The 20,761-nt window shown below is 63.2% G+C and carries 22 protein-coding genes; 14 read left to right on the top strand and 8 right to left on the bottom strand.

Annotated elements, in window-relative coordinates; translation table 11 throughout:
* Positions 1-1,329 precede the first annotated feature (1,329 nt).
* From V7R84_RS06915 to V7R84_RS06895, 5 genes are all read left to right on the top strand, one after another.
* Positions 1,330-1,920, top strand: coding sequence for a hypothetical protein (locus V7R84_RS06915; protein ID WP_338573435.1), 591 nt, complete (start codon positions 1,330-1,332; stop codon positions 1,918-1,920).
* A complete protein-coding gene (locus tag V7R84_RS06910; protein ID WP_338573433.1) occupies positions 1,896-2,294 on the top strand; it encodes a hypothetical protein in 399 nt (132 codons plus the stop codon). Before V7R84_RS06915 ends, V7R84_RS06910 begins: the two co-directional genes overlap by 25 nt.
* Positions 2,295-2,950: 656 nt before the next feature.
* On the top strand, positions 2,951-3,979 hold the full coding sequence (locus V7R84_RS06905; protein ID WP_338573430.1) for an ATP-binding cassette domain-containing protein: 1,029 nt from the start codon (positions 2,951-2,953) through the stop codon (positions 3,977-3,979).
* On the top strand, positions 3,976-4,773 hold the full coding sequence (locus V7R84_RS06900; RefSeq protein ID WP_338573427.1) for an ABC transporter permease: 798 nt from the start codon (positions 3,976-3,978) through the stop codon (positions 4,771-4,773). Before V7R84_RS06905 ends, V7R84_RS06900 begins: the two co-directional genes overlap by 4 nt.
* Positions 4,766-5,584: an ABC transporter permease gene (locus V7R84_RS06895; RefSeq protein WP_338573425.1), complete on the top strand. Its 819-nt coding sequence runs from the start codon at positions 4,766-4,768 to the stop codon at positions 5,582-5,584. Before V7R84_RS06900 ends, V7R84_RS06895 begins: the two co-directional genes overlap by 8 nt.
* Before the next feature lie 9 nt (positions 5,585-5,593).
* Here the strand turns inward: V7R84_RS06895 and V7R84_RS06890 are convergent, their stop codons facing one another.
* A complete protein-coding gene (locus tag V7R84_RS06890) occupies positions 5,594-6,241 on the bottom strand; it encodes an NAD(P)-dependent oxidoreductase (RefSeq protein WP_338573423.1) in 648 nt (215 codons plus the stop codon).
* Positions 6,238-7,473 (bottom strand): MFS transporter, encoded by a 1,236-nt coding sequence (locus tag V7R84_RS06885; protein WP_338573421.1) that lies wholly within the window; start codon positions 7,471-7,473, stop codon positions 6,238-6,240. Before V7R84_RS06885 ends, V7R84_RS06890 begins: the two co-directional genes overlap by 4 nt.
* A 103-nt stretch (positions 7,474-7,576) precedes the next feature.
* On the opposite strand from V7R84_RS06885, the gene V7R84_RS06880 reads away from it, so the two are divergent.
* The 3 genes from V7R84_RS06880 to V7R84_RS06870 all read left to right on the top strand — a co-directional run bounded on the left by V7R84_RS06880 (position 7,577) and on the right by V7R84_RS06870 (position 11,237).
* Positions 7,577-8,164, top strand: a complete 588-nt coding sequence (locus V7R84_RS06880) for a TetR family transcriptional regulator (protein ID WP_338573419.1) — start codon at positions 7,577-7,579, stop codon at positions 8,162-8,164.
* A 64-nt stretch (positions 8,165-8,228) separates the two neighbouring features.
* The gene (locus tag V7R84_RS06875; protein WP_338573417.1) at positions 8,229-10,904 is read left to right on the top strand and encodes a hypothetical protein; all 2,676 of its coding nucleotides are present in this window, start codon (positions 8,229-8,231) and stop codon (positions 10,902-10,904) included.
* A 39-nt stretch (positions 10,905-10,943) separates the two neighbouring features.
* Positions 10,944-11,237, top strand: a complete 294-nt coding sequence (locus tag V7R84_RS06870) for an antibiotic biosynthesis monooxygenase (protein WP_338573415.1) — start codon at positions 10,944-10,946, stop codon at positions 11,235-11,237.
* 23 nt (positions 11,238-11,260) lie between these two features.
* On the opposite strand, the gene V7R84_RS06865 is transcribed toward V7R84_RS06870, so the two are convergent.
* Both V7R84_RS06865 and V7R84_RS06860 read right to left on the bottom strand, forming a co-directional pair.
* Positions 11,261-13,072, bottom strand: a complete 1,812-nt coding sequence (locus V7R84_RS06865; RefSeq protein ID WP_338573412.1) for a DUF2201 family putative metallopeptidase — start codon at positions 13,070-13,072, stop codon at positions 11,261-11,263.
* A complete protein-coding gene (locus tag V7R84_RS06860) occupies positions 13,069-14,127 on the bottom strand; it encodes a MoxR family ATPase (RefSeq protein ID WP_338573410.1) in 1,059 nt (352 codons plus the stop codon). The genes V7R84_RS06865 and V7R84_RS06860 overlap by 4 nt, the downstream gene beginning before the upstream one ends.
* A 393-nt stretch (positions 14,128-14,520) precedes the next feature.
* On the opposite strand from V7R84_RS06860, the gene V7R84_RS06855 reads away from it, so the two are divergent.
* The 4 genes from V7R84_RS06855 to V7R84_RS06845 all read left to right on the top strand — a co-directional run bounded on the left by V7R84_RS06855 (position 14,521) and on the right by V7R84_RS06845 (position 16,211).
* Complete coding sequence (locus tag V7R84_RS06855) at positions 14,521-14,721, top strand: hypothetical protein (protein ID WP_338573407.1); 201 nt, start codon at positions 14,521-14,523, stop codon at positions 14,719-14,721.
* Positions 14,722-15,257: 536 nt separating this feature from the next.
* Entirely contained in the window at positions 15,258-15,725 is a 468-nt protein-coding gene (locus V7R84_RS06850) for a redoxin domain-containing protein (RefSeq protein WP_338573406.1), read from the top strand.
* Positions 15,662-15,796, top strand: coding sequence for a hypothetical protein (locus V7R84_RS15455; protein WP_412728114.1), 135 nt, complete (start codon positions 15,662-15,664; stop codon positions 15,794-15,796). Before V7R84_RS06850 ends, V7R84_RS15455 begins: the two co-directional genes overlap by 64 nt.
* 115 nt (positions 15,797-15,911) lie before the next feature.
* A complete protein-coding gene (locus tag V7R84_RS06845) occupies positions 15,912-16,211 on the top strand; it encodes a hypothetical protein (protein WP_338573405.1) in 300 nt (99 codons plus the stop codon).
* Positions 16,212-16,395: 184 nt separating this feature from the next.
* On the opposite strand, the gene V7R84_RS06840 is transcribed toward V7R84_RS06845, so the two are convergent.
* Genes V7R84_RS06840 through V7R84_RS06830 form a run of 3 tightly spaced genes read right to left on the bottom strand, consistent with a single transcriptional unit; the run spans position 16,396 to position 18,361 of the window.
* The gene (locus V7R84_RS06840) at positions 16,396-17,577 is read right to left on the bottom strand and encodes a hypothetical protein (RefSeq protein WP_338573403.1); all 1,182 of its coding nucleotides are present in this window, start codon (positions 17,575-17,577) and stop codon (positions 16,396-16,398) included.
* Positions 17,574-17,900, bottom strand: coding sequence for a hypothetical protein (locus V7R84_RS06835; RefSeq protein WP_338573400.1), 327 nt, complete (start codon positions 17,898-17,900; stop codon positions 17,574-17,576). The genes V7R84_RS06840 and V7R84_RS06835 overlap by 4 nt, the downstream gene beginning before the upstream one ends.
* Positions 17,897-18,361, bottom strand: a complete 465-nt coding sequence (locus V7R84_RS06830; RefSeq protein WP_338573397.1) for a YbaB/EbfC family nucleoid-associated protein — start codon at positions 18,359-18,361, stop codon at positions 17,897-17,899. The genes V7R84_RS06835 and V7R84_RS06830 overlap by 4 nt, the downstream gene beginning before the upstream one ends.
* A gap of 386 nt (positions 18,362-18,747) precedes the next feature.
* Between V7R84_RS06830 and V7R84_RS06825 the strand changes: the two genes are divergently transcribed.
* On the top strand, positions 18,748-18,993 hold the full coding sequence (locus V7R84_RS06825; protein WP_338573394.1) for a hypothetical protein: 246 nt from the start codon (positions 18,748-18,750) through the stop codon (positions 18,991-18,993).
* The gene (locus V7R84_RS06820; protein WP_338573391.1) at positions 18,966-19,373 is read left to right on the top strand and encodes a hypothetical protein; all 408 of its coding nucleotides are present in this window, start codon (positions 18,966-18,968) and stop codon (positions 19,371-19,373) included. The genes V7R84_RS06825 and V7R84_RS06820 overlap by 28 nt, the downstream gene beginning before the upstream one ends.
* 188 nt (positions 19,374-19,561) lie before the next feature.
* Here the strand turns inward: V7R84_RS06820 and trpB are convergent, their stop codons facing one another.
* Entirely contained in the window at positions 19,562-20,758 is a 1,197-nt protein-coding gene (gene trpB, locus V7R84_RS06815; protein WP_338573389.1) for a tryptophan synthase subunit beta, read from the bottom strand.
* Positions 20,759-20,761 lie beyond the last annotated feature (3 nt).

Below are 20,761 nucleotides of genomic sequence, written 5' to 3'. Positions count from 1 at the left end.
GCTCCCAGGACGAAAGGGATGACTAGACACCACTCATCGTCCCTACGGGGCCCGCGCCCCACCTCAACGACACGCCACCCCTGTCAACGCTCAGCCGCCCTCACCCACCCACTTTGCCGACCCCCTGACCGCTTAATGGGTGCCGGGTGATCGTGAAAGCCGATCAGGTAGCCGATGGCTGTCTCGCCTGTGGATGGTTTCCGGGCGGGCCCATGTATGGCTCCGTCAGCGAGTCACAGACATCCCCCGTGCCGGGAGTGAGCTCGTCGTGGTCAAGCCCCGGCTGGTGTGTCCGGAACCGACCTGCCCACGGCGCACCTTCACTCAGACCACCGCCGAGTTCGACCGGGCGATCGCGTCATGCTGGTTCGCAGTCGACGAGATATGGCAATCGATACTCAAGCTTGGAGCACCAGTCCCGGCATCCCGCAATCCACCAGGTCCTGCCAGCCGTGGTCTCAAACTCGGGCACGATCCAGTTGCCACACCTGGTACGGGGCCGTTCGGGATCTTCGCGAACGCCGGCTTTGCGGTTCTTGGCGAGCTCACGACGTTGCTTGGTGTACGTGTCGAGGGCAGCAAGAGGTCCTCGTCACGCAGTAGCCGCAGCATGGTCGCCTGTGAGACCTTATGTCTCGTCGTGACGGGTCATCGCCCAGATCGTGCGATGCCCCAAGCCGGCTTGGGGCATCGCATGTCCGACCACAAGATCCTGTGCAGCCATACGAGCCGGTTGGGGCCGCGGTCTCTTCGGCGGCTCAGCCTCCAACTGCTACTCCCGGGACGTGGGCTTGGACCTACCTGCCTCAATCCCAGCTCTGTCACCTTCAAGGAACTGCCGTTTCCAGTTCCCGATCCGCCTGCTCAGAAACCTGCTCCCAGTGGACTGCCCCTAGTCATAGCTGGCCATTCTGTGAATAAGCCTCGACAGCCCTGCCCGTGTGTGGGTGTGGAGGGTGGCTGAGTCGGGTGTGATGCGGTTACCACCTGCGGAACTCGTTTTGAGATGTTTGTTGGCCGATAGTTACTACTGCCGGATGGTGTCGGCGGGGTAGCGTGGTGAGAACAAAATTTCACCGAGACCTGTCGCACGGCATTTCGCATCGCAATTCCGGTTTAACAGGGGATCTGAGTGGATCTGCTTTGTGGTGCTGGTTGAAGCAAGGATGCGACAACGTGGAAGTGCTGATTTTCTCGAGGGGATGCGGCTGTGGATCTCAGGGGTGGGTGGTGCGCCATTGAACTCGTGCGTGTGCTGAACCCGTGGGGAAAGGTCGTTGACTTCCGTTTCGTGGGTAGGCCTCAAGAAGAGAGGATGAGGAGATTCCGGTGAGGTTCAAGAAGATGTTGGCGACGACGGCTCTTGTTGCGACGATGTCGTGTGGGCAGGCGATGCTTCCTGCTTCGGCCGTCACTGTTCCCGAGGATGCGTCGGTTCCGAGTCTTGTGCAGGAAGATGTCGATCTCCAGGCTGTGGAGGCTGAGGTTACAACCATTTTTGAACGCTATCTTCAACAGGATTCTGAGGGCAGGTGGAGCGTTAATGTAGAGGCCGTCCGGCAGGACGGGGCACCTGAGGCTGAACTGCAACGTATCGCGGAAAGGTTCAATGTCCCGATCGGGAAGTATGTGTTCCCGGGTTCGGAGGACAAGGGGACAAGTGGCAAGGGAGCAAGCCCCCAGCACCAATTCGGCAGCGGGGAGTGGGGCAAATGCGTACTCAACATCGCCGCGCCGGGAATCTTTGAGGGGGGTGTGGAAGGCGGGATCGTGGCGTGGCTGACCAAGGGTCAGTATGCAAGAGTGGCCTCGTACCTGATCAGAGTAGTCGGGCCTACTGCCCTGAAGGGAGCCGGCATCGGACTGGTCGCCTCTCTTGCGGCAGGTGCGGCGTGGTGCTCGACACCGTGGGCTTCATGATGTCTGCTGATGCGCAACCCAGTACGCGTGAGAAGGTGATCGCCTATGTGGCGCTGTGCGGAATCCGGCTGGGGCTGGTGGCCGTGGTCTTTCTGCTTGCCTGGGTGTCCACCTGGGTCGAGGTGGGGACGGCCGGGCTGATTGCGGGGTTGTTGACCGTAGTCGTTCTGGGAGCCACGGCGTATGAGGTCTTCGTATCGCGGAAAGATCGTGCTTCTTTGTCCTACGTGATCATCACTTCCTTGGCGGTCGCTGCTGCCATAGTCCTACCGCTCGTAGGGAGTGCGCAATTCTGGCCTGCTCTGACCTCGACCCTCATAGGTGCTGGTTTTCTGACGGTCTTCCGAAAGCGGATTGTCTCTTCGGGGAAGTGAACCTGGAATGCTGTTGCCTGATCCGCTGATCTCGCTCTTCGGGGGCGTGGACGAGATCAGCGGATCGGGCTGGAGGGTGACAATGGCTGATGTGTCGCCTGGTGTGGGTGAAAGTGATCATGTGAACGATGAGGTTTATTCACAGCTATCCTGAAGCGTGCTCTGATTAAAGGTTCCGCTGACTGGCGCGCTGCCTGTGAATAAGTCTTTCTGTCCGAGCGGTGGGCCCTCGAATGCTCTTCGTCGGCCTGGTCGGTGTCGTCACGTACAAAACATATGCGTCACGAAACAGTGAATACACCGTGGGGTTCAGAATCGCCTACTCGTTGACCCTGATGGCGGGATTCCTTGTGTCACAGTGGGGGACGGATAAATTTGCCAACCTGCTGGTCGGAGCTCTTGCGGCTACTGTTGGCGTGGAGATTTCGCAGCGCGCCTCCCGTCTCCTGAAGAAAGACCGACGATCGCGGAATGAGCGGTAGCGCTGGTGAATCCGCGGCGGTGAGAATTCCTATCCTTCCCGCCCGACAAGCGCGCTCCTGTCCGTGACCTGTGTCGGATTCCGCATCACCGGTCGCAGATCGGGCATCACTCCGCGAACCGGTTGGATGCGCGCTGGAAGGGAAACATGCCGGTCGGATGCTAGCGTTCGCGTCGTGAATCCGAACCCAGAGCCGGATGAACCGATCACATCCCCTCCGCTGATCCATGTGCGCGACCTGAGGAAAGTCTTCCAGCGACCCGAAGAACCCGAGGGACGGTTCAAGGCGGTGCGTCGGCTCTTCATCCGCAGGAAGGTGGAGAAAGTCGCCGTCCACGACGTGTCCTTCGACATCGCGGCGGGGGAACTCGTCGGTTACCTGGGAGCTAACGGGGCGGGGAAATCCACCACCATCAAGATGCTCACCGGAATCCTCGTACCCACCTCGGGTGTGGTCGAGGTGGCGGGTCGGGTGCCGTGGCAGGACCGTCGCGCCAACGCCGCCCACATCGGAGCGGTCTTCGGACAGCGAAGCCAGCTGTGGTACGACCTGCCGTTGCGCGACTCGTTCGAACTGATCCGCGACCTCTACGGCATCGCCGACGCGGACTACCAGCAGCGCCTCAGAATGTTCACCGAGCTGCTGGACATGGCCGATTTCCTCGACTCCCCGGTGCGATTCCTGTCCCTGGGGCAGCGGATGCGCGGAGACCTGGTGGCTGCGCTGCTGCACTCACCCGAGGTCGTCTTCCTCGACGAACCCACCGTCGGCCTCGACATCGTCGCGAAACGCCGCATCCGCGAGTTCGTCGCGGGCATCAACGAACAACTGGGCACCACGGTCATCCTCACCACCCACGATATGGACGACGTGGAGGCGCTGTGTCGGCGCATCATCATGATCGACCGGGGAACGGTGCTGTTCGACGGCTCCCTTGAGGACCTGAAGCACCGCTACGTGCGGGAACGCACCCTGACCGTCACCCCGGCTGCCGACGTCGACCCGGCGCTGATTCGGGTGGACGGCACCACCGCCACGGTGGTGGACGGCAAAGCCGTGCTCACCCACGATCCGGAACGGGTCGGCACCCCCGACCTGATAGCCGCCGTCACCGCACGCTGGCGGATCACCGACCTGGCAGTGGCCGAGGCGAGCCTGGACGACGTGGTCGCCCGGATCTACGACGAGGCCGCGTCCCGGTGAACGCGTGGGTCGCTGTGCGGGCAACTGTCCGCAACTCGGTGAAAACCTCGTGGACCTATCGCCTCGACATGGTGATGGCGATCGCCGGGCTGTGGATCCAGGTCTGGTTGCTCGGCGTGGTGTGGAGGGCCGTCTACGGCGATTCGGCGTCAGTCAACGGCATCGACCCCAGACAGGCCGTCAGCTACGCGGTGCTGGCCGCCTGCCTACAGATCGCGTTGCTGCCCTGGCATTTCTCCGGTCTGGAAATGCGGGTACGCAAAGGGCAGGTGGGGGTGGACATGACGCGACCCCTCGGACTGGTCCCGCAGGTGCTGTCACACAACGTCGGCACCTTCCTGGCGCAACTGCCGATCGCGGCCGCAGGCCTGGCCTGGGCGGTGCTGACCGGGACGCTGAGCCTGCCGCCGTCCATCCCAACGGTGCCCCAGTGGCTGCTGGCGACGCTGCTGGGGGTGGTCATCGTGCTGCTGATGAACTTGCTGATGTCGTTGACGTGTTTCTGGTCGCTGGAGACGGGCGGCTACAACATGCTGTACCGGCTTGGCTCGGGGCTACTCTCGGGGGCGTTGGTCCCGTTGTGGTTCATGCCCGGCTGGTTCGCCGCCGTCCTCGACTGGCTGCCCTTCCGCGCCCAGATGTTCACGCCGTTGTCGATCTACTTCGGGCAGCTCGACGGAACCGAGGCATGGCTGGCGATCGCCGGTCAGGTGGTGTGGATCGCGGTGTTTGCGGGACTGATTCACGTGGTGTGGCGGCGCGCCGAACGCAGGGTGGTGGTCCTCGGTGGCTGAACGACGACTCCCCGGTGCGCTGCGCGCCTGGTGGGTGCTGGAGAGGGCTGCTCTGCGCGCTCAAACCCAGTACCGAGCGAATCTATTCGTCGGCCTCATCGGCGGTCTGACCTACCAGGGCATCAATGTCGTCTTCCTGGCGCTGCTGTTGAACGGTTTCGGGCTGATCGGCGGCTGGGGTTTCGCGGAGCTGGGCCTGCTGGTCGGGATCCGGCTGGCCGCTCACTCGTTCTACGTGATGCCCTTCGGTGGCCTGCTGGAGACCACACAGCTGGTGCGCGAGGGAGAGTTCGACCTGCTGCTGCTCAGACCCGTCGACCGGTTCATCCAGATCATCACCCGGCGTTTCAACGTCCTCACGGTGGGCGACGGACTGCTGGGTTTGGCGGCCCTGGTTGGGTTCGGGCTCCTCGCACCCGTCGAGTGGACGTGGTGGAGACTCGGCTACGTCGTGGCGGCGGTCGTCGGGGGAGGGCTGGTGGAGACCGCCGTCCAGATGGTGATCGGGTCGCTGGCATTCCGTGGCGGGGGTGCCAGGATCATGCAGATCCAGGCCGACCGGATCGTCACCACCTTCGGCATCTACCCGCTGACCATCTTCGGGCCGGAGGGTCTGCTGTTTCTCTGCTTCGTCTTCCCTCTCGGGTTCGTCGCCTACCTGCCCACGACCGCCCTGCTCGACCGGGTCGCAGAGGTGCCGCTTCCTGCATGGCTAGTGTGGGCATCACCTCTGATGGGCTGGGTGCTGTTCCCCTTGTCGCTGGCGCTTTTCCACCGCATGTCGCGGCACTACCAGAGCCCGGGTGCGTGACGCCGTCGCTCAGGTGCCTACGAGACAGGTGCCCGTCCAGCCCTGTTCGACCGCATCGGCGAGCGCCAGTGCGAAGTCGGTGTAGCCGATGGAGCGGTGGGTGAATTCCGACTCGTCCTCGGATGGGCGCCACACCCGGTAGCTGCCCGTGGCCTGACCCTCAGGGACGAAGGCAGGGGGTGGAATCAGGTAGGCCCAGTGTCCACCTGCAGTCCCCGCCTCCAGGTGGTCGCGCAGCTCGGCGTGGGCGCGGCCCCGTGGCAGTGTCCGAGTGGGGAAGGCCGGCGACTGCCAGAACCTCCGCCCGCCGGGCAGGTGCAGTGAACCTGCACCACCGACGGTCACGACCAAGGGTGGGTGGGTACTGGGTGCCGCATCGAGGATGAGGTGGTGGAGGGCGACCAGAGCCGTGGCGGGAATGTCCTCCCGGAGTCGGATCGCGTTCACCACGGCATTCATGTCGCGCATCGCCCGCTGCAGGGTTGCGATCGATGCCAGGTCGACCAGTGCAGTTCCGGTGATGCCGGCGTCCCCGGGGAGACGGCTGCGATCAACGTCTGTGCGCAGCCCGGCGACGATTTCCACCCGGCCGGACAGGTGGGAGATCACGGCGGAACCGGAACGGCCCGTCGCGCCCAGCACGAGCACCCGTTTCATGCGACAACCTCGTTCTTCCGGGAGACCAGGTGCGCGGAAAAGGTCACAAGGGTGGCAGCCGTCCCCAAGAGCATCGCAAGGATGAGCAGCAGGATCGGGAAACCGAGGCCAGCGGTCGCGAGGAGCGGGCCGAGACTGGCGCCGATGAACAGGATGAAACCATTGACCGCCATGCCGCTTCCCCGCCGAGGTGCCGCGGCCTGTCCGAACAGGTTGATCATGGCCGGTACCGCTAGCGCGATCCCGATGACGAAGAGGAGGCTGGTCGCTCCCAACCCGAGCAGTGTTCCAGGGGTGAGCGCCTCCGTGATGAGTCCCGCGGCGGCGATCAGGAAACCTGCCCGTGCCAGACCCGCATCGCCTCCCAGAAGGCGCCCCAGCGGACCAGCTGCCAAGGCCACGAACATGCCTGGTAGGCCCGCCAGGCGGATCAGGAACAGCACCCCGGGACCGTGTCCTGAGGCCGTCAGGTGCAGGCTGAGGCCGGTGTACATGGCGACGAACGACAACAGAAGCGTCAGGTGCGCGCTACACAGGCACAGCACGTCACTCCGGACGAGAAGCCGGGCGATGGTGAGGAACTGCTCTCCCGGGCCTCCTGCGACCCGGGTGTGCTGGTGCTCGCGTGTCAGCCAGGCGACCGCCAGGGCGCAGATCGTGAGCAGGCAGGTGCTGCCGAGGAACACCCATGGCCAACCGAACCGCTGGGTGATGGCCTGCGCACCGATCTGCCCAGTGATCCCCGCTACGAGGAAGGCGGTGGACATGGCCCCGATGGCCGTTGCCCGGTGCCGGGGAGCCACCGCCTCACTCAGGTAGGCCAGCGCGACCGGCGGAAAACTGGAGGCCATCAGCCCCTGCGCCCCGCGAGCCAGGGCCAGGGCTGGAAGCGATGTGGTGAGCCCGCACGCGAGGGTCGCGGACACCAGAAGACACAAGCCGATGAGCATGACCCGTCGGTGGCCGTAACGATCTGCAACTGGTCCCCACAGGAGGAACCCGACCGCGTAGCAGAGTCCGTAGCCGGTCGAGAGAGCGAAGGTCGCACTGCCGCCCAGCGCCTCCCCGACCGGCGTCAGCAGAGGAATTGCCGCGTAGAGCTGGGACAACACCGCCAGGGCCGTGATGACCAACACGGTCACCGTTCCGAGGCCCGCCGGGAATTCGCTGTCGCTGCGGTTTCCCGTGTCCTGCCGGGGTGGGTTGGTCGTGGCCGAGTACGTGTGTGACATGATCCACCTCAATTCCAACGTTTACGTTGGAATTGAGCGTAGTACGGTTGCCCCGAAAGACCAACCCTTGCGTTGGTGATGACACGGTGAGTGGGAATGAGGCATGGCCTGGGACACAGAAGCGACGAAACGCCGCATCCTCGACGCGGCTGCTGCAGAATTCGCCGCCCACGGGCCGGATGGCACCACCATCGAGCGGATCGCGGGAGTGGCCGGGGTCAACAAGGAACGTATCTACAACTACTTCGGTGGTAAACGCGACCTGTTCACCCACGTGCTTCGCGACGAACTCGTCAAGGTCGCGCAGGCGGTGCCGGTGGAGTCATTCGCCACCGAGGACGTCGGGGAATACGCGGGACGGGTCTACGACTATCACCTGGAGCATCCAGAGCTTGAACGTCTGTTGCGCTGGGAAGGGCTTGCCTTCGACGCGGGGAACCCCGACGACGAACAACGGATGGGGCGGTACAGGGACAAGACGGCCGCGGTCGAGGCAGGGCAGCGGGCAGGCAGCGTCACCGAGGAGATCGATGCGGATCACATGATCTTCCTCATCCTGTCGCTCGCCGGGTGGTGGTCCTCCGTGCCACAGGTGGCTCGCATGCTGACCGGTTCCGACACCGAAGCGGAGCGTGCCAGGCGCAGGGAATCAGTGGTGCGGGCGGCCCGCCGGATCGCCCGACCGGATTGATCCTGTATGTCGTCGGACAAGTGGCCAAGTGCGTTTGACGGGCGGGAACGGCAAGATGGTAGGCATGCCGGGCCTTCTTGATGATGAGCGCCGCCGGATCCTCGCGTTCTGGCGGTTGCTGGAGCTGTTCAGCCCGCAGCAGATGCCCGACCCGATTGCTTTGACGGAAGGGACCGGGAACGAACAGGTGATCGACTGGACCCCGTCCAGTCCATTGCCCTGGGAGGCACTGACACCTTCATCGGGCGGACGAACACGAGGACCCGGGGCGTGGCGTCACCTCGTCTTCCTGGGGGTGTACCGCTTCAAGGACACCTACGACTGGCTCCGCAAGATCTCGGAGGACGACACCGAACATGCCGGACGTCCCGCGGGAAGGGGCGCCTGTGTGGGCCTGGTCCTGGACGAGGACGGGAGGATCATCCCAGATTCCGCGGTGCTGTCATCAGCGCTCTGGGCCGTCGGAAGAATCGCCCACGGTCAGGTTCCTGGGGTCGAATGGGTCGACGAATTCGGTGCCGCGCAGGCCCGGTTGGAGGAGATCATCAACTCCTTCGAGAGGGCCAGACGGGCGAGCATCGAGGGAGAACTGCCACCGCCCCATGACGCCGGCTCCCTGAGGGAGCTGCTGCGCATCGTCCAGAAAACCTGGGGCATCGAGGGCGCCCGTGAACTGTCCATGGACCGGATCGTCGTGAGAAGCCAGTGGATCGATGATCACCAGGGCCGGGAAACTTCGGATCCCGATTTCTTGAACAGCAGCTTCCGTGTGGAGCTGGATGACGTGATCGCTGCCCTGGAGACCGATGACCGGCTGGGTGCCGCGCTGAGCGCTTACCTGACACGCGACGAGGAACTCGACAAGACCGGGCGGGTGGACATCGCCGACCATCCTGAGGCGGTCGATGCTCTGACCCTGCCGGAACGGATTCCCGCCGGTCGGTGGCCCCGCGACCCGGAGCAGTCGTCGACCCTGAGACAGCAGTTCGTGACGAACCTCGTCCTGGACGACCTGGCTCCCGGGCAGGGCCTCATGAGCATCAACGCGAGATCCGACGCGGATAGAGCCGTCGTGTTGCGCGACATCCTGGCGGGCAACATCGTGGAACGCGCCCGGCGGCTGGCGTCTTTGTCGCACCCGATGGAGGCGTTCACTGCCGAGGAGCACGGCTGGAAGGATGCGAAGGGGTTCCAGCGCGTCGTCCTGCAGCTGCGTGAGGAGTTCTGCGGATTCGAAACGGTGGTGATCTCCGACAGCGACGAGGCCGCAGCGAAATGCGCCGAGGAACTCACGGGCCGGGAGATGATCGGACGACCGTGGCGCGAATCAGCGGACTATTTCGCCGACATCGCGACCGCGATTCGAGGGGCCGGGAGGCCCGATGATGCACAGGACGTCGAAAGTGCCTGGGGAATGGTCGCGGCCTGGTTGGGGAACAAAGAAGCCCGGGAGGCTTTCAGGTCCGAGTACTGGTTCGACAAACCGGGCTCCGACGACGGGAATGCAGGTTCCGCCAGAATGCTCGGCAGGCTGAGGGACTGGCGCGACGGCAAGGCCTCCCACCAGAGCTGGTGGCTGGCCAAGCACGACTTCCACCAGGCCGAGAAGAAGGTGAAACGCCTGACCCAGGCGATGATCGATGCCCGGCACGTGATGCTGAGCCATCAGAACCTGGTGGAACGTGAACGTCTCCTGCTGAGGCGCGCCCCGGAGGTCGAAAAAGAACTTGCCGTCGTCGAATCCGAGAAGACGGCAAACAACGAGGCGGAGGAGCAGGCGAGGCAGCGGGTCGCGGAAACCACCACCGAGCACTACAGGACGCTTGCGTTCAAACCCGGAGCGACCGAATTTGTGTTCACCTTCGGCAACGCCGCCCGGGAGTGGCGCAAACAGCATGACGTGGCGGCAGCCGAGCTTCATGAGGCAGAGCAGGAATACCAGCGGATACTTGAACGCGGTGAGGAGCTCCGGGACCGGTTCGAGAAACTGCGTATGGAGCAGGTCGAGATGGAACCGGAGCTGGAAAGCATCGGAGCCGAGCTGGACCAGCTGCGCCGCGAGATCACAAGGAACCGGCGACGACTCGGCGAGAGCTACCCTGATGAGCAGTGGGTGGGGCAGCGACGTGAACTCAACGCCCCGTGGCTGGAGGCCGAACTGGAGGCCGCCCGCTCTGAGCTCTTCCTGGCCGCGATGCGGCTCCACGAGGACTTCCTGTCCGGCACGGCTGTCCGCATGGTCGGCGCGCTGGGCACCGCTGTCGACGTCGTGGCCGGGAGGATCCCGGATGATCTGGAGCCCGAGAAGATACGGGCCGCCTGGCAGCTCTTCTTCCTGGCTGTTCCGGTGATCGTCACCACCGGCGAGGGGTTCGCGGAGATGTTTGGCGAGTTCGGTCCCGAGGGTCTCGGGTGGGCGATCGTCGACGGGGCGGAGCGGGTGGCCCCGCAGCGTACGCTGAAAGTCCTTCGGGCCGCCCGGCGGATGATCACCATCGGGGACTCGGGCGTGCATCGGACGGTCACGCTCCCGGAGCGGGTGCTGGCCGGGATCGCCGACGCCTGCGGGGTCTCGGGTACCTGGGTGCCGCCCCGAGCATCCGTTCAGAGCCTGTCGGATCGGGTCGCCAGGTTCGGCACCGCCTGCACTCGTGACGGCGAGGACGGGGAACCGACGTGGGTGAGCATTCCACTCGCCCATCGTGCCGCCGAGTCCTGGAATGACGGGGGAGCGGGTTAGGATCGCCTCACCGTTGGCCCGTTGGTTCAGGAGGACGCCATGACGTTTGTGAACATCACCGCGCTGCGAATTCCCGAGGGCGCGGGACCGGAGATTGAGAAACGGTTCGCGGCCCGCAGACGCTCGGTGGATGCAGCCGAGGGGTTTGAGGGTTTCGAGCTGCTGCGTCCCCAGTTCGGTGAGGACCGCTATTTCGTCGTCACCCGCTGGGATACTCGCGAACACTACGACGCCTGGGTGGCGGGTCGCGACACGAGCGCCCACGCCGGCGACGAACGCCGCGGAATGTCCATCGAGCTGCTGGGATTCGAGGTCGTTCAGCACGACGAGTAGAAAGAACGGACCGCGCCGGACGCTCAGCCCATCTCGAAGGTCTCTCCTCGGTGGGGGAAGGGCAGGCGGCGGCCCCGGGGCAGCAGAAAAGCGTGATCGCGGGCTATGGACAATGAGTCGCAGTCGCCGTCGGTGATGATCAGCAGCGGACCATCCTTTGGGAAATCGGGGGCGTTTTCTAGGAGGTGAACGCCCGGTTGTAGGACAGTCCCACCGCGCCCCCTGATCTGCACGCGACCCGCGATGTCCCCGGGAGGCATGTATCCCATGTCGTAGGGGGTGGCATCACAGCACACCACCCGCACAGCTGGGACCTCCTTGGATTCCGCATAGCTGGCGATGGCTCCGAGCGCCTTGGCGAGGGTGTGACGATCCATGGACCCCGATGTGTCGAGGACGACACCGAAGGTGCGACCGTCGCGCTGCCGCGGGTCGGGGGCGATGTGCGGGCGGGGAATGTCAGGGGTGCTGGCCTGGTGGCGACTCAGCCGCGTCCACACCCGATGGCTCTCGACCGGCGGAAAATGGTTGTCGAACCAACGGGCCAGCTTCACCTCCCACGGGATGGGTGGTTGCAGGACCGCATTGATCTCCTCCAACAAGCCGGCGGGTATCAAGCCTCTGTGTTGCTGCTGGTGCAGCAACAGACCCTTGCCGAGCTGCTCCCGGCAGAAGTCGTCCAGGTCGGTGCAGGAGATTCCGTTCGGATTCAGCCGACGGGTCAGCATGTCACCCTGTCTACCAGCGAAGGAACAGAGTTTCCGCAGCCTCCGGATGTCGTTGGCGATGCGATCGTAGACCTCCTCCGCCGACATGCCTCGCAACGCTGGGTCGTACAGCAAACCAACAGCCGGGGCCGTGCCGACCTGCATCTGGATCAACCAATCGTTGATGACGAAATCGCAGGCGGCGTTCCACAGATCGTGGTCGCGTCCCTGGGAACGCGATCTGTGCCGCAGGGCGACGTGCAACACCTCGTGGGCGAGCACGAAACGTTTCTCCTGCTCGTTCAGTCCGGCGGCGGGATTCAGGTAGATGGTGCGCAGGTCCTCATCGACGGCGGCGACGGAGATGTTCTCGCGGTGGCAGACCTCCGCGTCCTCCACGATCTCGAACGTCGCCACCATGCTGCCGAGGAGGGGGAAACTGCTGATGAACCAGTCGCGTGCGCGTCGGGTCGTGGCGCTCAGCGAGTCCGGATGATCAACCGGTTTCGCGTCGAATTCGTCGCGCAGCCCGGCGGCCATCTCCATGGACTGTGTGACGGATTCAGCGATTCCGAGCGCGAATTGTTCCGGCCAGGACCAGTTCTGGTAGTGGGGCTCCGGACCCCACCTGCCGGGGTTTTCCATCGTCGGGCGACATGGTCCCGGCAGTCGCAGGGCCATCGCCCACGAGGGGATTCCCTCCTCGCAGAACTGGCGGTACCAGCGTTCCTCGTTCCACTGCGGCAACCCGTCCGGAAGCGTCATCTCCACCGGAGGACGACCCAACGCGAGACTCTGCGTGAAACGAGCGGTCATCACGTCACAGGCAGCGCTCCACGCGTCCCAGTCGCCGTGGTCGCGTTTCCACAGCTCCATGGCGTACAGCAGCAGGGCACGGGCCCTCACATACACCCATTCCTCGGGCAGGGCGAGCCGTTTCGGGTGGAGGTGAACCAGGTCGTCACGACACACCACCGACCAGCCGTCTCTGGGACAGGCGGAACGGTCGTCGTACACCCAGGCCACATGTCCTGACAACCGACTGAACACGGGATGCTGTCGCAGCAGCTCGCCACCCTCCCAGTGGGCTTCGGCGGCTGGGTTCGGCCTCGACTTCGCACGGCTCACGATGTGCGGCGTTCCACGAGTCGGGGAAGATCACGGACCACCTCCACCATGTACCAGGCAGGCAGGGTCTCCCCGTTCTCCTCCGCGACGACGATCTGCGCCATTTCCAGGCTGATCTGTGCCAGGCTCTTGAGCATCGCCTTGGAGGTGTGCACCAGGTGCTGGGTGTCACCGGTGCTGCGGTTCTTCTCCGGCGGCAGCTGTTTCAGCAGCCGCGCCCGGAAAGCCTGTGCCAGGAAGTACAGCAGGTCGCGATCCGCGGGGTCGGCGGGCCAGCGGGCGTCGCCTTTGAGGATGGCGTCGAGGCGGTGCCGGTCGGCGGCCAGTTTCCCGAATGCCTTGAACTGTGCGGCATGCCTCGGGGTCAGGCAACCACCGGCGATGGCCTCCATCATGTGCGCCGGGACATCGCCGGGGAAATTGTGCAATGCATCGCTGAGCATGTGCCACGACCGAGGGGTGGAGAATGGTTCTTCGTGGCGCGGTGGTTGGCTCCATAGATGATCAGGGCGTTGTGTCAGGTAGTCGATCACCAGTGGGTGCAGCCCTGCTTCCATGGCCCACGTCAGCCATTGGCTGGCAGAGACCCGCATGTGGACGTGAATCATGCGGTTCATAAGCGCCAACGACATGGGTTTGACGATGGCCGAGTCTTGCGCCCGGTTACCGGCCCCGATGACGATGGATCCCTTAGGTAGCTCATACTCGCCGACACGACGGTCGTGAATGAGGCTGTAGAACGCCTTCTGGACGTCTTGTGAGCAGGCGTTGAGCTCATCCAGAAACAGGCAGTACGGTTCTTCGCGAGCGATCATGGCGGGCGGGCGGAACCGGGTGATGCCGTCGGTGATCTGGGGCACACCGATGAGATCTTCAGGAGCCAGTTGACTGCCCAGCAGCGACACACATTCCAGACCGACACTCGCCGCGAACTTCTCGACCAGGGCGGATTTACCGATACCCGGCGGCCCCCAGATGAACACGGGACGCACGGTCGCCACGTTGAGGAGGAAGTCGCTCAGTTCTTCAGGAGTGAGGGAGGTCGCGGTCTGCATGTGGGCTTTCTGGGGCTTTGACGTCCGATGCTGCTGATGTCCCGGGCGTGCGATGGGGTCGGTATGGTCCCATGGGCCACGCTCCAGTGTCCACTCCAGGACTGCCGCTGGGCGCGGTGAATTTGCGGAACGTCACACTTTTGTAAGGATTCCTCCCTGTTCCGCGTCATCCCGATGGCAGCAGACTGCCGGGCGTGACGAAATACCTTCTACCCCTGGCCCTGTCAGCCGTCATCGTGCTCAGCGGTTGTCCTCAAACGAACTCGTCCCCTGATGCCATGCCTCCCGCGCCGTACCCCTCTTCGGCCATGTCGCACAGTGATGCGACGACACAGTCCTACATCGCCTACGACCAGTACCAGGCCTCCAAGGACAACTACGCCGACGAAAGTAGTGCTGTTCGTCAACGCCACGTGGCGCCCCGACTGCCGGGCCATCAACGAGGCGCTGATCTCCGATCCCGGGAAGATCCCTGCGAAGACCGCCGTGGTGAGCGTCGACTACGACCAGCACGCTGATCTGCGGCAACGCTACGGGGTGACGATGCAGCACACCTTCGTGCAGATCAACTCCAGCGGCGAGAAAGTGCGGTAGTGGGCCAACACCTCGGCGGACGACCTCCTCAAGGAACTTCAGGGCTGATCCATGATCGTCCCCATTCTGCTCTCCTTGATCGCAGGTGCTCTGTGAGCTGCCGTTCCTGCCGGTCATCGTCGGTGGGAGCATGGGACATGGTTCCAGGCGCCGCCCCTACCTGATCGCAGGCGCGCTCGTCGTGTCGCTGCTGGTGTTCACAGTGCTGCTGAAAGCCGGCACGGCTTTCCTTGTCATTGATCGGCTCGGCTGGGCCTCGAATCCGCGCGGCTGGTTCCAGCGCGCCATGCGACACCGTTCATCGTCGTGGGCCTGCTCGTGTCCACGGGTCTGGACAAGGCGCTCCAAACGTGGGCAGTCGATAAGTTTCCCGCGCTCACGGCGATCGAACAGGGACTCATCCCCAGAGCAATGCGGTCCCCGGGGTGGCGGGCAATGCCGAATAATGGCAGCTCGGACAGGCCCCGGAACTGGCCGGTATCTCGCATTGGGTCAACAGCAACCCCGCCACCCTGGCCAACCTCAGAGGCAAGATCGTGCTGGTCGATTTCTGGACCTATAGCTGCATCAACTGCATGCGCACCCAGCCTTATCTGAACGCCTGGTACGACTGCTACCGTGCCGCCGGGCTGGAGATCCTCGGTGTGCACGCGCCCGAGTTCGCCTTCGAGAAGGTGCAGGAGAATGTCGAGAAGGCGGTGCGCGACGCAAGTATCAGCTACCCGGTGGCACTCGACAACGACTTCGCCACCTGGCATGCCTTTCACAACCGGTACTGGCCCGCGAAGTACCTGATCGACAAGGATGGCACGATTCGCTGGACGCACTTCGGCGAGGGCAGCTATGACGAGGCGGAGAACCAGATCCGCGACCTGTTCGGTGAAGCCGGGGAACACGACTACGGCCAGAATCCCGCCCCGACGCCACCAATCGGTGGAGTCTGTCCGGGAGCTGGACGGTCGGAGATGAATCGATCACCGCTACCCAGGACGGGGCGCAACTGAGCTATCGCTTCGCCGGACGTGAGATGTTTCTCGTGATGGACAGTCCCGTGGGTGCGACGGTGCGTGTCTAGGTCGAGGGCGGCGGCCCGGCTAGTGGGGTCGACGTGCAGAGCGAGGAGGTCACGATCTCCGGTGCCCGCCTCTACCGGTTGGTGCGGCTGCCCGAGGTCACCCGGGGAACCGACCGTGCGTGGTGTGGTCTCCGACTATCTGCGCGGCCGGGCACAGTATCACCGAGGCATCCGACGGGATCAGCGCCCTGGAACTCGCAGATGGCTGCGACCTGGTGATCCTGGACCTCATGCTGCCCGGTATCAGAGCGATGGTGAAGCGCTGGAGGAGGGTATCGCCCCGGACCCCGCCAGCTACCACCGCGCCATCGTCGCGGCTCATCGGGGCACCGTCGGCCTGCGGAACCGGCCACCCGGCTGCGAGATTACGATCGAGCTGCCGAGAGCGGTGTCCGGGGCCGAGATCCGCGGATGAGCGGATGAACCGACTCGCGTCAGACCCGGGCGGCACGACATGGCATGCCCCCCGAACCGGCACCGGTCGACAACGGGTCACCGGTTGGACACCGGAGTCGTCGATTCAGGCTGCGTGAGGAGGATGCCGTTGCGGTCCGGGTCGACCGCGTACCGGGAACCCTCCCCACATTGACGTGGATCCCCTAGAAAGAGCCACCACCTTCGTAGAACCCGTCCACGTCAGAGCTGCTCGATGATCCGCTTCCCCGGGAACCATTGTCAGAATGGTTTGATGAGTCGTCCTGATACAGGCCCTTGTAGTTGTCCGGTGTCTTGGTGTATATACCTTCGCCGTCCTTCTTGGTTACGTTGGAAACTGCGGAAGCCGTGTTCCCGGTCGCTTCGAAGAACTTGGTTCCGTGGGCGAGATTTTCTGCGTTGATGCTGGCTTGGGCGGCGTGTCGTGCAGTTTGTCCGGCATGTCGTCCGACATGCCGCCCGGCGGCGTGAGGCAGGTGTTTGGATACCTGTTCAGATGCCTTCTTCCCTGCCTCTTTTGCAGGCATCTTCAAAGGATTGCTGGCTTTGTTTATGAAACTGGTCAATTTTTGGGCCATCGTCACAAGTCCACGCAGCCCTTGAACCAGCTTCTCAGTGATCTTGCTTAGTTTGGCGAAGGCATCCAGTGCCTTGTTCACGCACTTGGTGATCTCGGCCACCTTCTCGCCGACCCGTGCAGTGATCTTGGCGACCACCAGCGGGGTTCCGGTGCCAAGGCTGAAGACCTCGATCGCGACATCCTCGAAGAACTCGCCGATGGCTTCGGATATGGCATCCCGAATCATGCCGTAGATGAAATCTGCGATGGCTGCTTGCTGCTTCAATGTGTCCGCGATCTGGGCCGCTGCTTCCTTCTGGGTCTCGAACACCTGCTTCAGTGTTTCGACCTTTTTCCTGTAGGCGTCCAGGGTCTTCGACTTCTGGTCTTCGATCTTTCCGAGCAACGATTCCAGGTCCGCTGCGTTGTTTCCGGATGCGTTCGAGATGTTGGTCCAGGTGCTGCTGCCAGCATTGATCTCGTCCGAGTCGCCAGTGAACTCCTGCAACATGTCCTGCAATGGATGGAGGTGATCTATGATCCACGAGGCCACCCAGCCGGTGACCGTTGCAATCGGATGGAAGGCCATGGAGACCGCCGAGGCGCCGAGGGATGTGGCACTTGAGATTTCCGGCATACTCATATTCCAGCCATCCGACTGGACATCACTGCAGAAATCCTTGATGTCCTTGATTGGGCCAAAGTTTGAAAAATCTCCCGAGCTGCCGCCCGATACAAGTGCGATGGTCCCCGGGTCTTTTTCTGTTTCAAGAAGGCTGTTGGTCATAAGAGCACGCTCTCAATCATTGCGATGATCCTTTCGAACTCCTCCTTGATTTTCTCCTCAAGTGCAATGAATTCAGCTGCGCTGGCATCCAAGGCCTCGGCGGTGGCCTCCAATGCTTCTCCGAGTGAGGAATTCGCGTTCTGAAACTCGCCGCTGACCTCCATGTATCGAGGCTGGAATATTGGGGTGAGAACGACGCCGTAAGGATTTCCGGCCATCGTTCCTGTCGCGGCGCCACCGATTTCCTGAACGGAAGCACCGGTTTGCCGCAGTCCCGAGCTCTGGTCCCCCCAGCTCTGGGGTGAGATGTCGATGTCGATCATGACCGATTGCCTCCGATGTTCCACGGCATCCGATTGTTGCCAGGTGTTCTGTCTGAGGAGCCACCTGTGTCCTGGGGTGGGGCGCCGAAGACGTCATAGGCGGAAAGAGTGCGGGAACTCTCGGGATTGTCGTCGCCCCACGACTCCCGGACGACTCCGCCGACTAGCTGTCCGACCTTCGCTCCGGCCTGCCGGATCGTCTCCTGCACCATGCGTGACAGCTCTTGCGCGGACAGTTCCATTCCTCGCTCCGTGATCGTCACGTCGGTCACCTGTCCCGCGTGATTCACGGTGATTTTCACTTCGTCCCGGCGTGAGGTCATGGTTGCGCTCATGGCCTTCACCTTGGCGGCCAACTCACGATCACGTTCAGCCCGGGCCTTTGTCTCTCGTGCTATTGCCTCGAAGCGGGCCTTCGCTTTGGAAACAGCCTGCTCGGCGGCATCCTGAACTTGGTCCATCGCTACCTCTCAGTCCTTGGGAATCGGTCTTGTATACCTCCTGCTGTCCATGTTAATCCTAAGGGGGTTCAGGGGCTGCTCGGCGCTTTAGTTCGGGTCTGCGCAGGAGTGCTCACGGATCCCGACGGGGCTGAAAGTCGAGAATGAAATAAAATGAAATAATTTGTGTCGGTATGTGATGGCAAGATGTGGTACTCTCCGAATCATTTGGGGTGGTGGAACTTATTCACGGCCATCCTCAAACCTGCCCTGATGGGGGTTTTTGGACCATGTGTCGCCTGTGAATAAAAAGTCAGTCAACGATAGATTCTTGGCTGCTGAGGATGTTCAATCCGCAGCAAATGTTGAAAGCCACACAACTCGCCATCCGACCGGAAAATCTGTAGGTGATCGAGTGGACACTGCCGTTGTTCTTCTTCGTGGTTCCGCAGGTTTCCACCATCTTCGCCTCATGTGGCCGGATGTTCGGCAATCTTGACGCGGAGTCCCTGGGATGGGTGTTGATTGATGAGGCCGAGCAGGCCTGCTCTCAACAGGCTGCGGGGCGGTCTGGCGGTCCCGGCGAACCGTCGTCGTCGAAGGTCCGCTTTAGCTGCCATCTGTGGTGGCGATCCCGAAAAAGACTCAGCTGAATATCGCGGCCTCCTGCAATGTGAGCGCTCCGCTGAAGGTCCACCGCCGTTGTGATGACCCGATGTTCTTGCTGTGCGACCAGATTGCCTACAACGGGATCATGATCAACGGGGTGCATCGGGGAGCTGATGAATTGATGTGGTCGCAGATACTGCACAGCAGATGGCTGGACGAACCCGCGAACATCAACGAGACCCATCCGCAACCCAATCAGATACGCCGACTGCAGCAGGTCCTGGAGGATCTGGAACGACGTGGAATCCCGTACTCCGACATGATCGCGATCTCACCCTTCCGCGAGGTTGCAAACGCGTTGGAAACCTTGAAGAAGCGATACGACAAGCTACGCGGGCACCATCCACACCGCTTAGGGACGTGAGGCCAACGTCGTGTTCCTCGTGCTGGGAGGGGCACCCGACCGCCCGGGAGCCAAGGCGTGGGCGGCACAACCCGTCAACCTGGTCACCGTCGCGGCCAGCCGAGCGAAACGGCGACTGTATGTCATCGGGGACCGCGCGGAATGGGCGAAGTACAACTACTTCCAGCAGCTGTCGGCAGTGCTACTGACTACCGTGCCAAATACTCGGCGACGTAGTCGACGTCCTTGTCGCCGCGACCCGACAGGTTCACGATCAACACCTTCTCAGGGCTCATCGTCGGCGCCAACCGGATGGCATGCGCCAAGGCGTGCGACGACTCCAGGGCGGGAATGATGCCCTCGGTGCGGCACAGCAGCTGGAAGGCGGCGATGGTCTCGTCGTCGGAGGCCGTGACGTACTCGACACGACCCTCATCCCGCAGGAAGGCATGCTGCGGACCGACTCCCGGGTAGTCCAACCCGGAGGCGATGGAGTGCACTTCTGCGGGCTTGCCGCTTTCATCCTGCAGCAGCAGCGTGCGCATGCCGTGCAGCGTCCCCGGGGTGCCGAGGGTGATCGTCGCGGCGTGCTGACCGGGCACACCGAGGTTGCGGCCCGCTGGTTCGACACCGAACATCTTCACCGGCTCGTCCTCCAGGAAAGCGGTGAACAACCCCAAGGCATTCGATCCGCCGCCGACAGCTGCCACCAGAGCATCCGGCAGACGTCCCTCCTTCTCCAGCATCTGACGGCGGGCCTCGCGACCGACGATCGACTGGAAGTCCCGTACCATCGATGGGTACGGGTCCGGGCCGACGACCGAGCCGATGGCCAAGAAGGTTTCGGCGTAGTCGGTGGCGAACATCGAGAAGACCGAGTCGATGGCCTCCTTGAGGGTCTGCCCACCCGAGGTGATCGACACCACCTTCGCGCCCAGCATCTCCATTCGCACCACGTTGGGATGCTGTTTGGCCACGTCGACGGCACCCATGTGGATCTCACACTCCAGGCCGAGGAGGGCCGCTGCCGTCGCCAATGCCACGCCGTGCTGCCCCGCACCGGTTTCCGCGATCAGCTTCTTCTTACCCATTCGCTTAGCCAGCAGCCCCTCACCTAGGCAGTGGTTGATCTTGTGGGCGCCGGTGTGATTGAGATCCTCACGTTTGAGGTAGATCTTCGCTCCGCCGAGGTGCCTGGTCAGCCCGGCCGCCAGGAACAGTGGCGATGGGCGACCGACGTAATCGGCCAGCAGCGCCTCGTAGTCGGTCTGGAAACCAGGATCCTGACGGGCCTGCGCGTAGGCAGCCGCCACCTCGGCGATGGGAGCTTCGAGCTGTGGGGGCAGGAAACGACCGCCGTGGTTCCCGAAAAACCCGGCCTCGTCAGCGTGGATCAGCGAAGTCATGTC

Origin of the sequence: Arachnia propionica (genome assembly GCF_037055325.1) — a bacterium.
In the GTDB taxonomy this organism is placed as follows: domain Bacteria; phylum Actinomycetota; class Actinomycetes; order Propionibacteriales; family Propionibacteriaceae; genus Arachnia.
The sequence above is the reverse complement of the archived record's forward strand: the minus strand, read 5'-3'. Positions and strand labels throughout refer to the sequence as shown.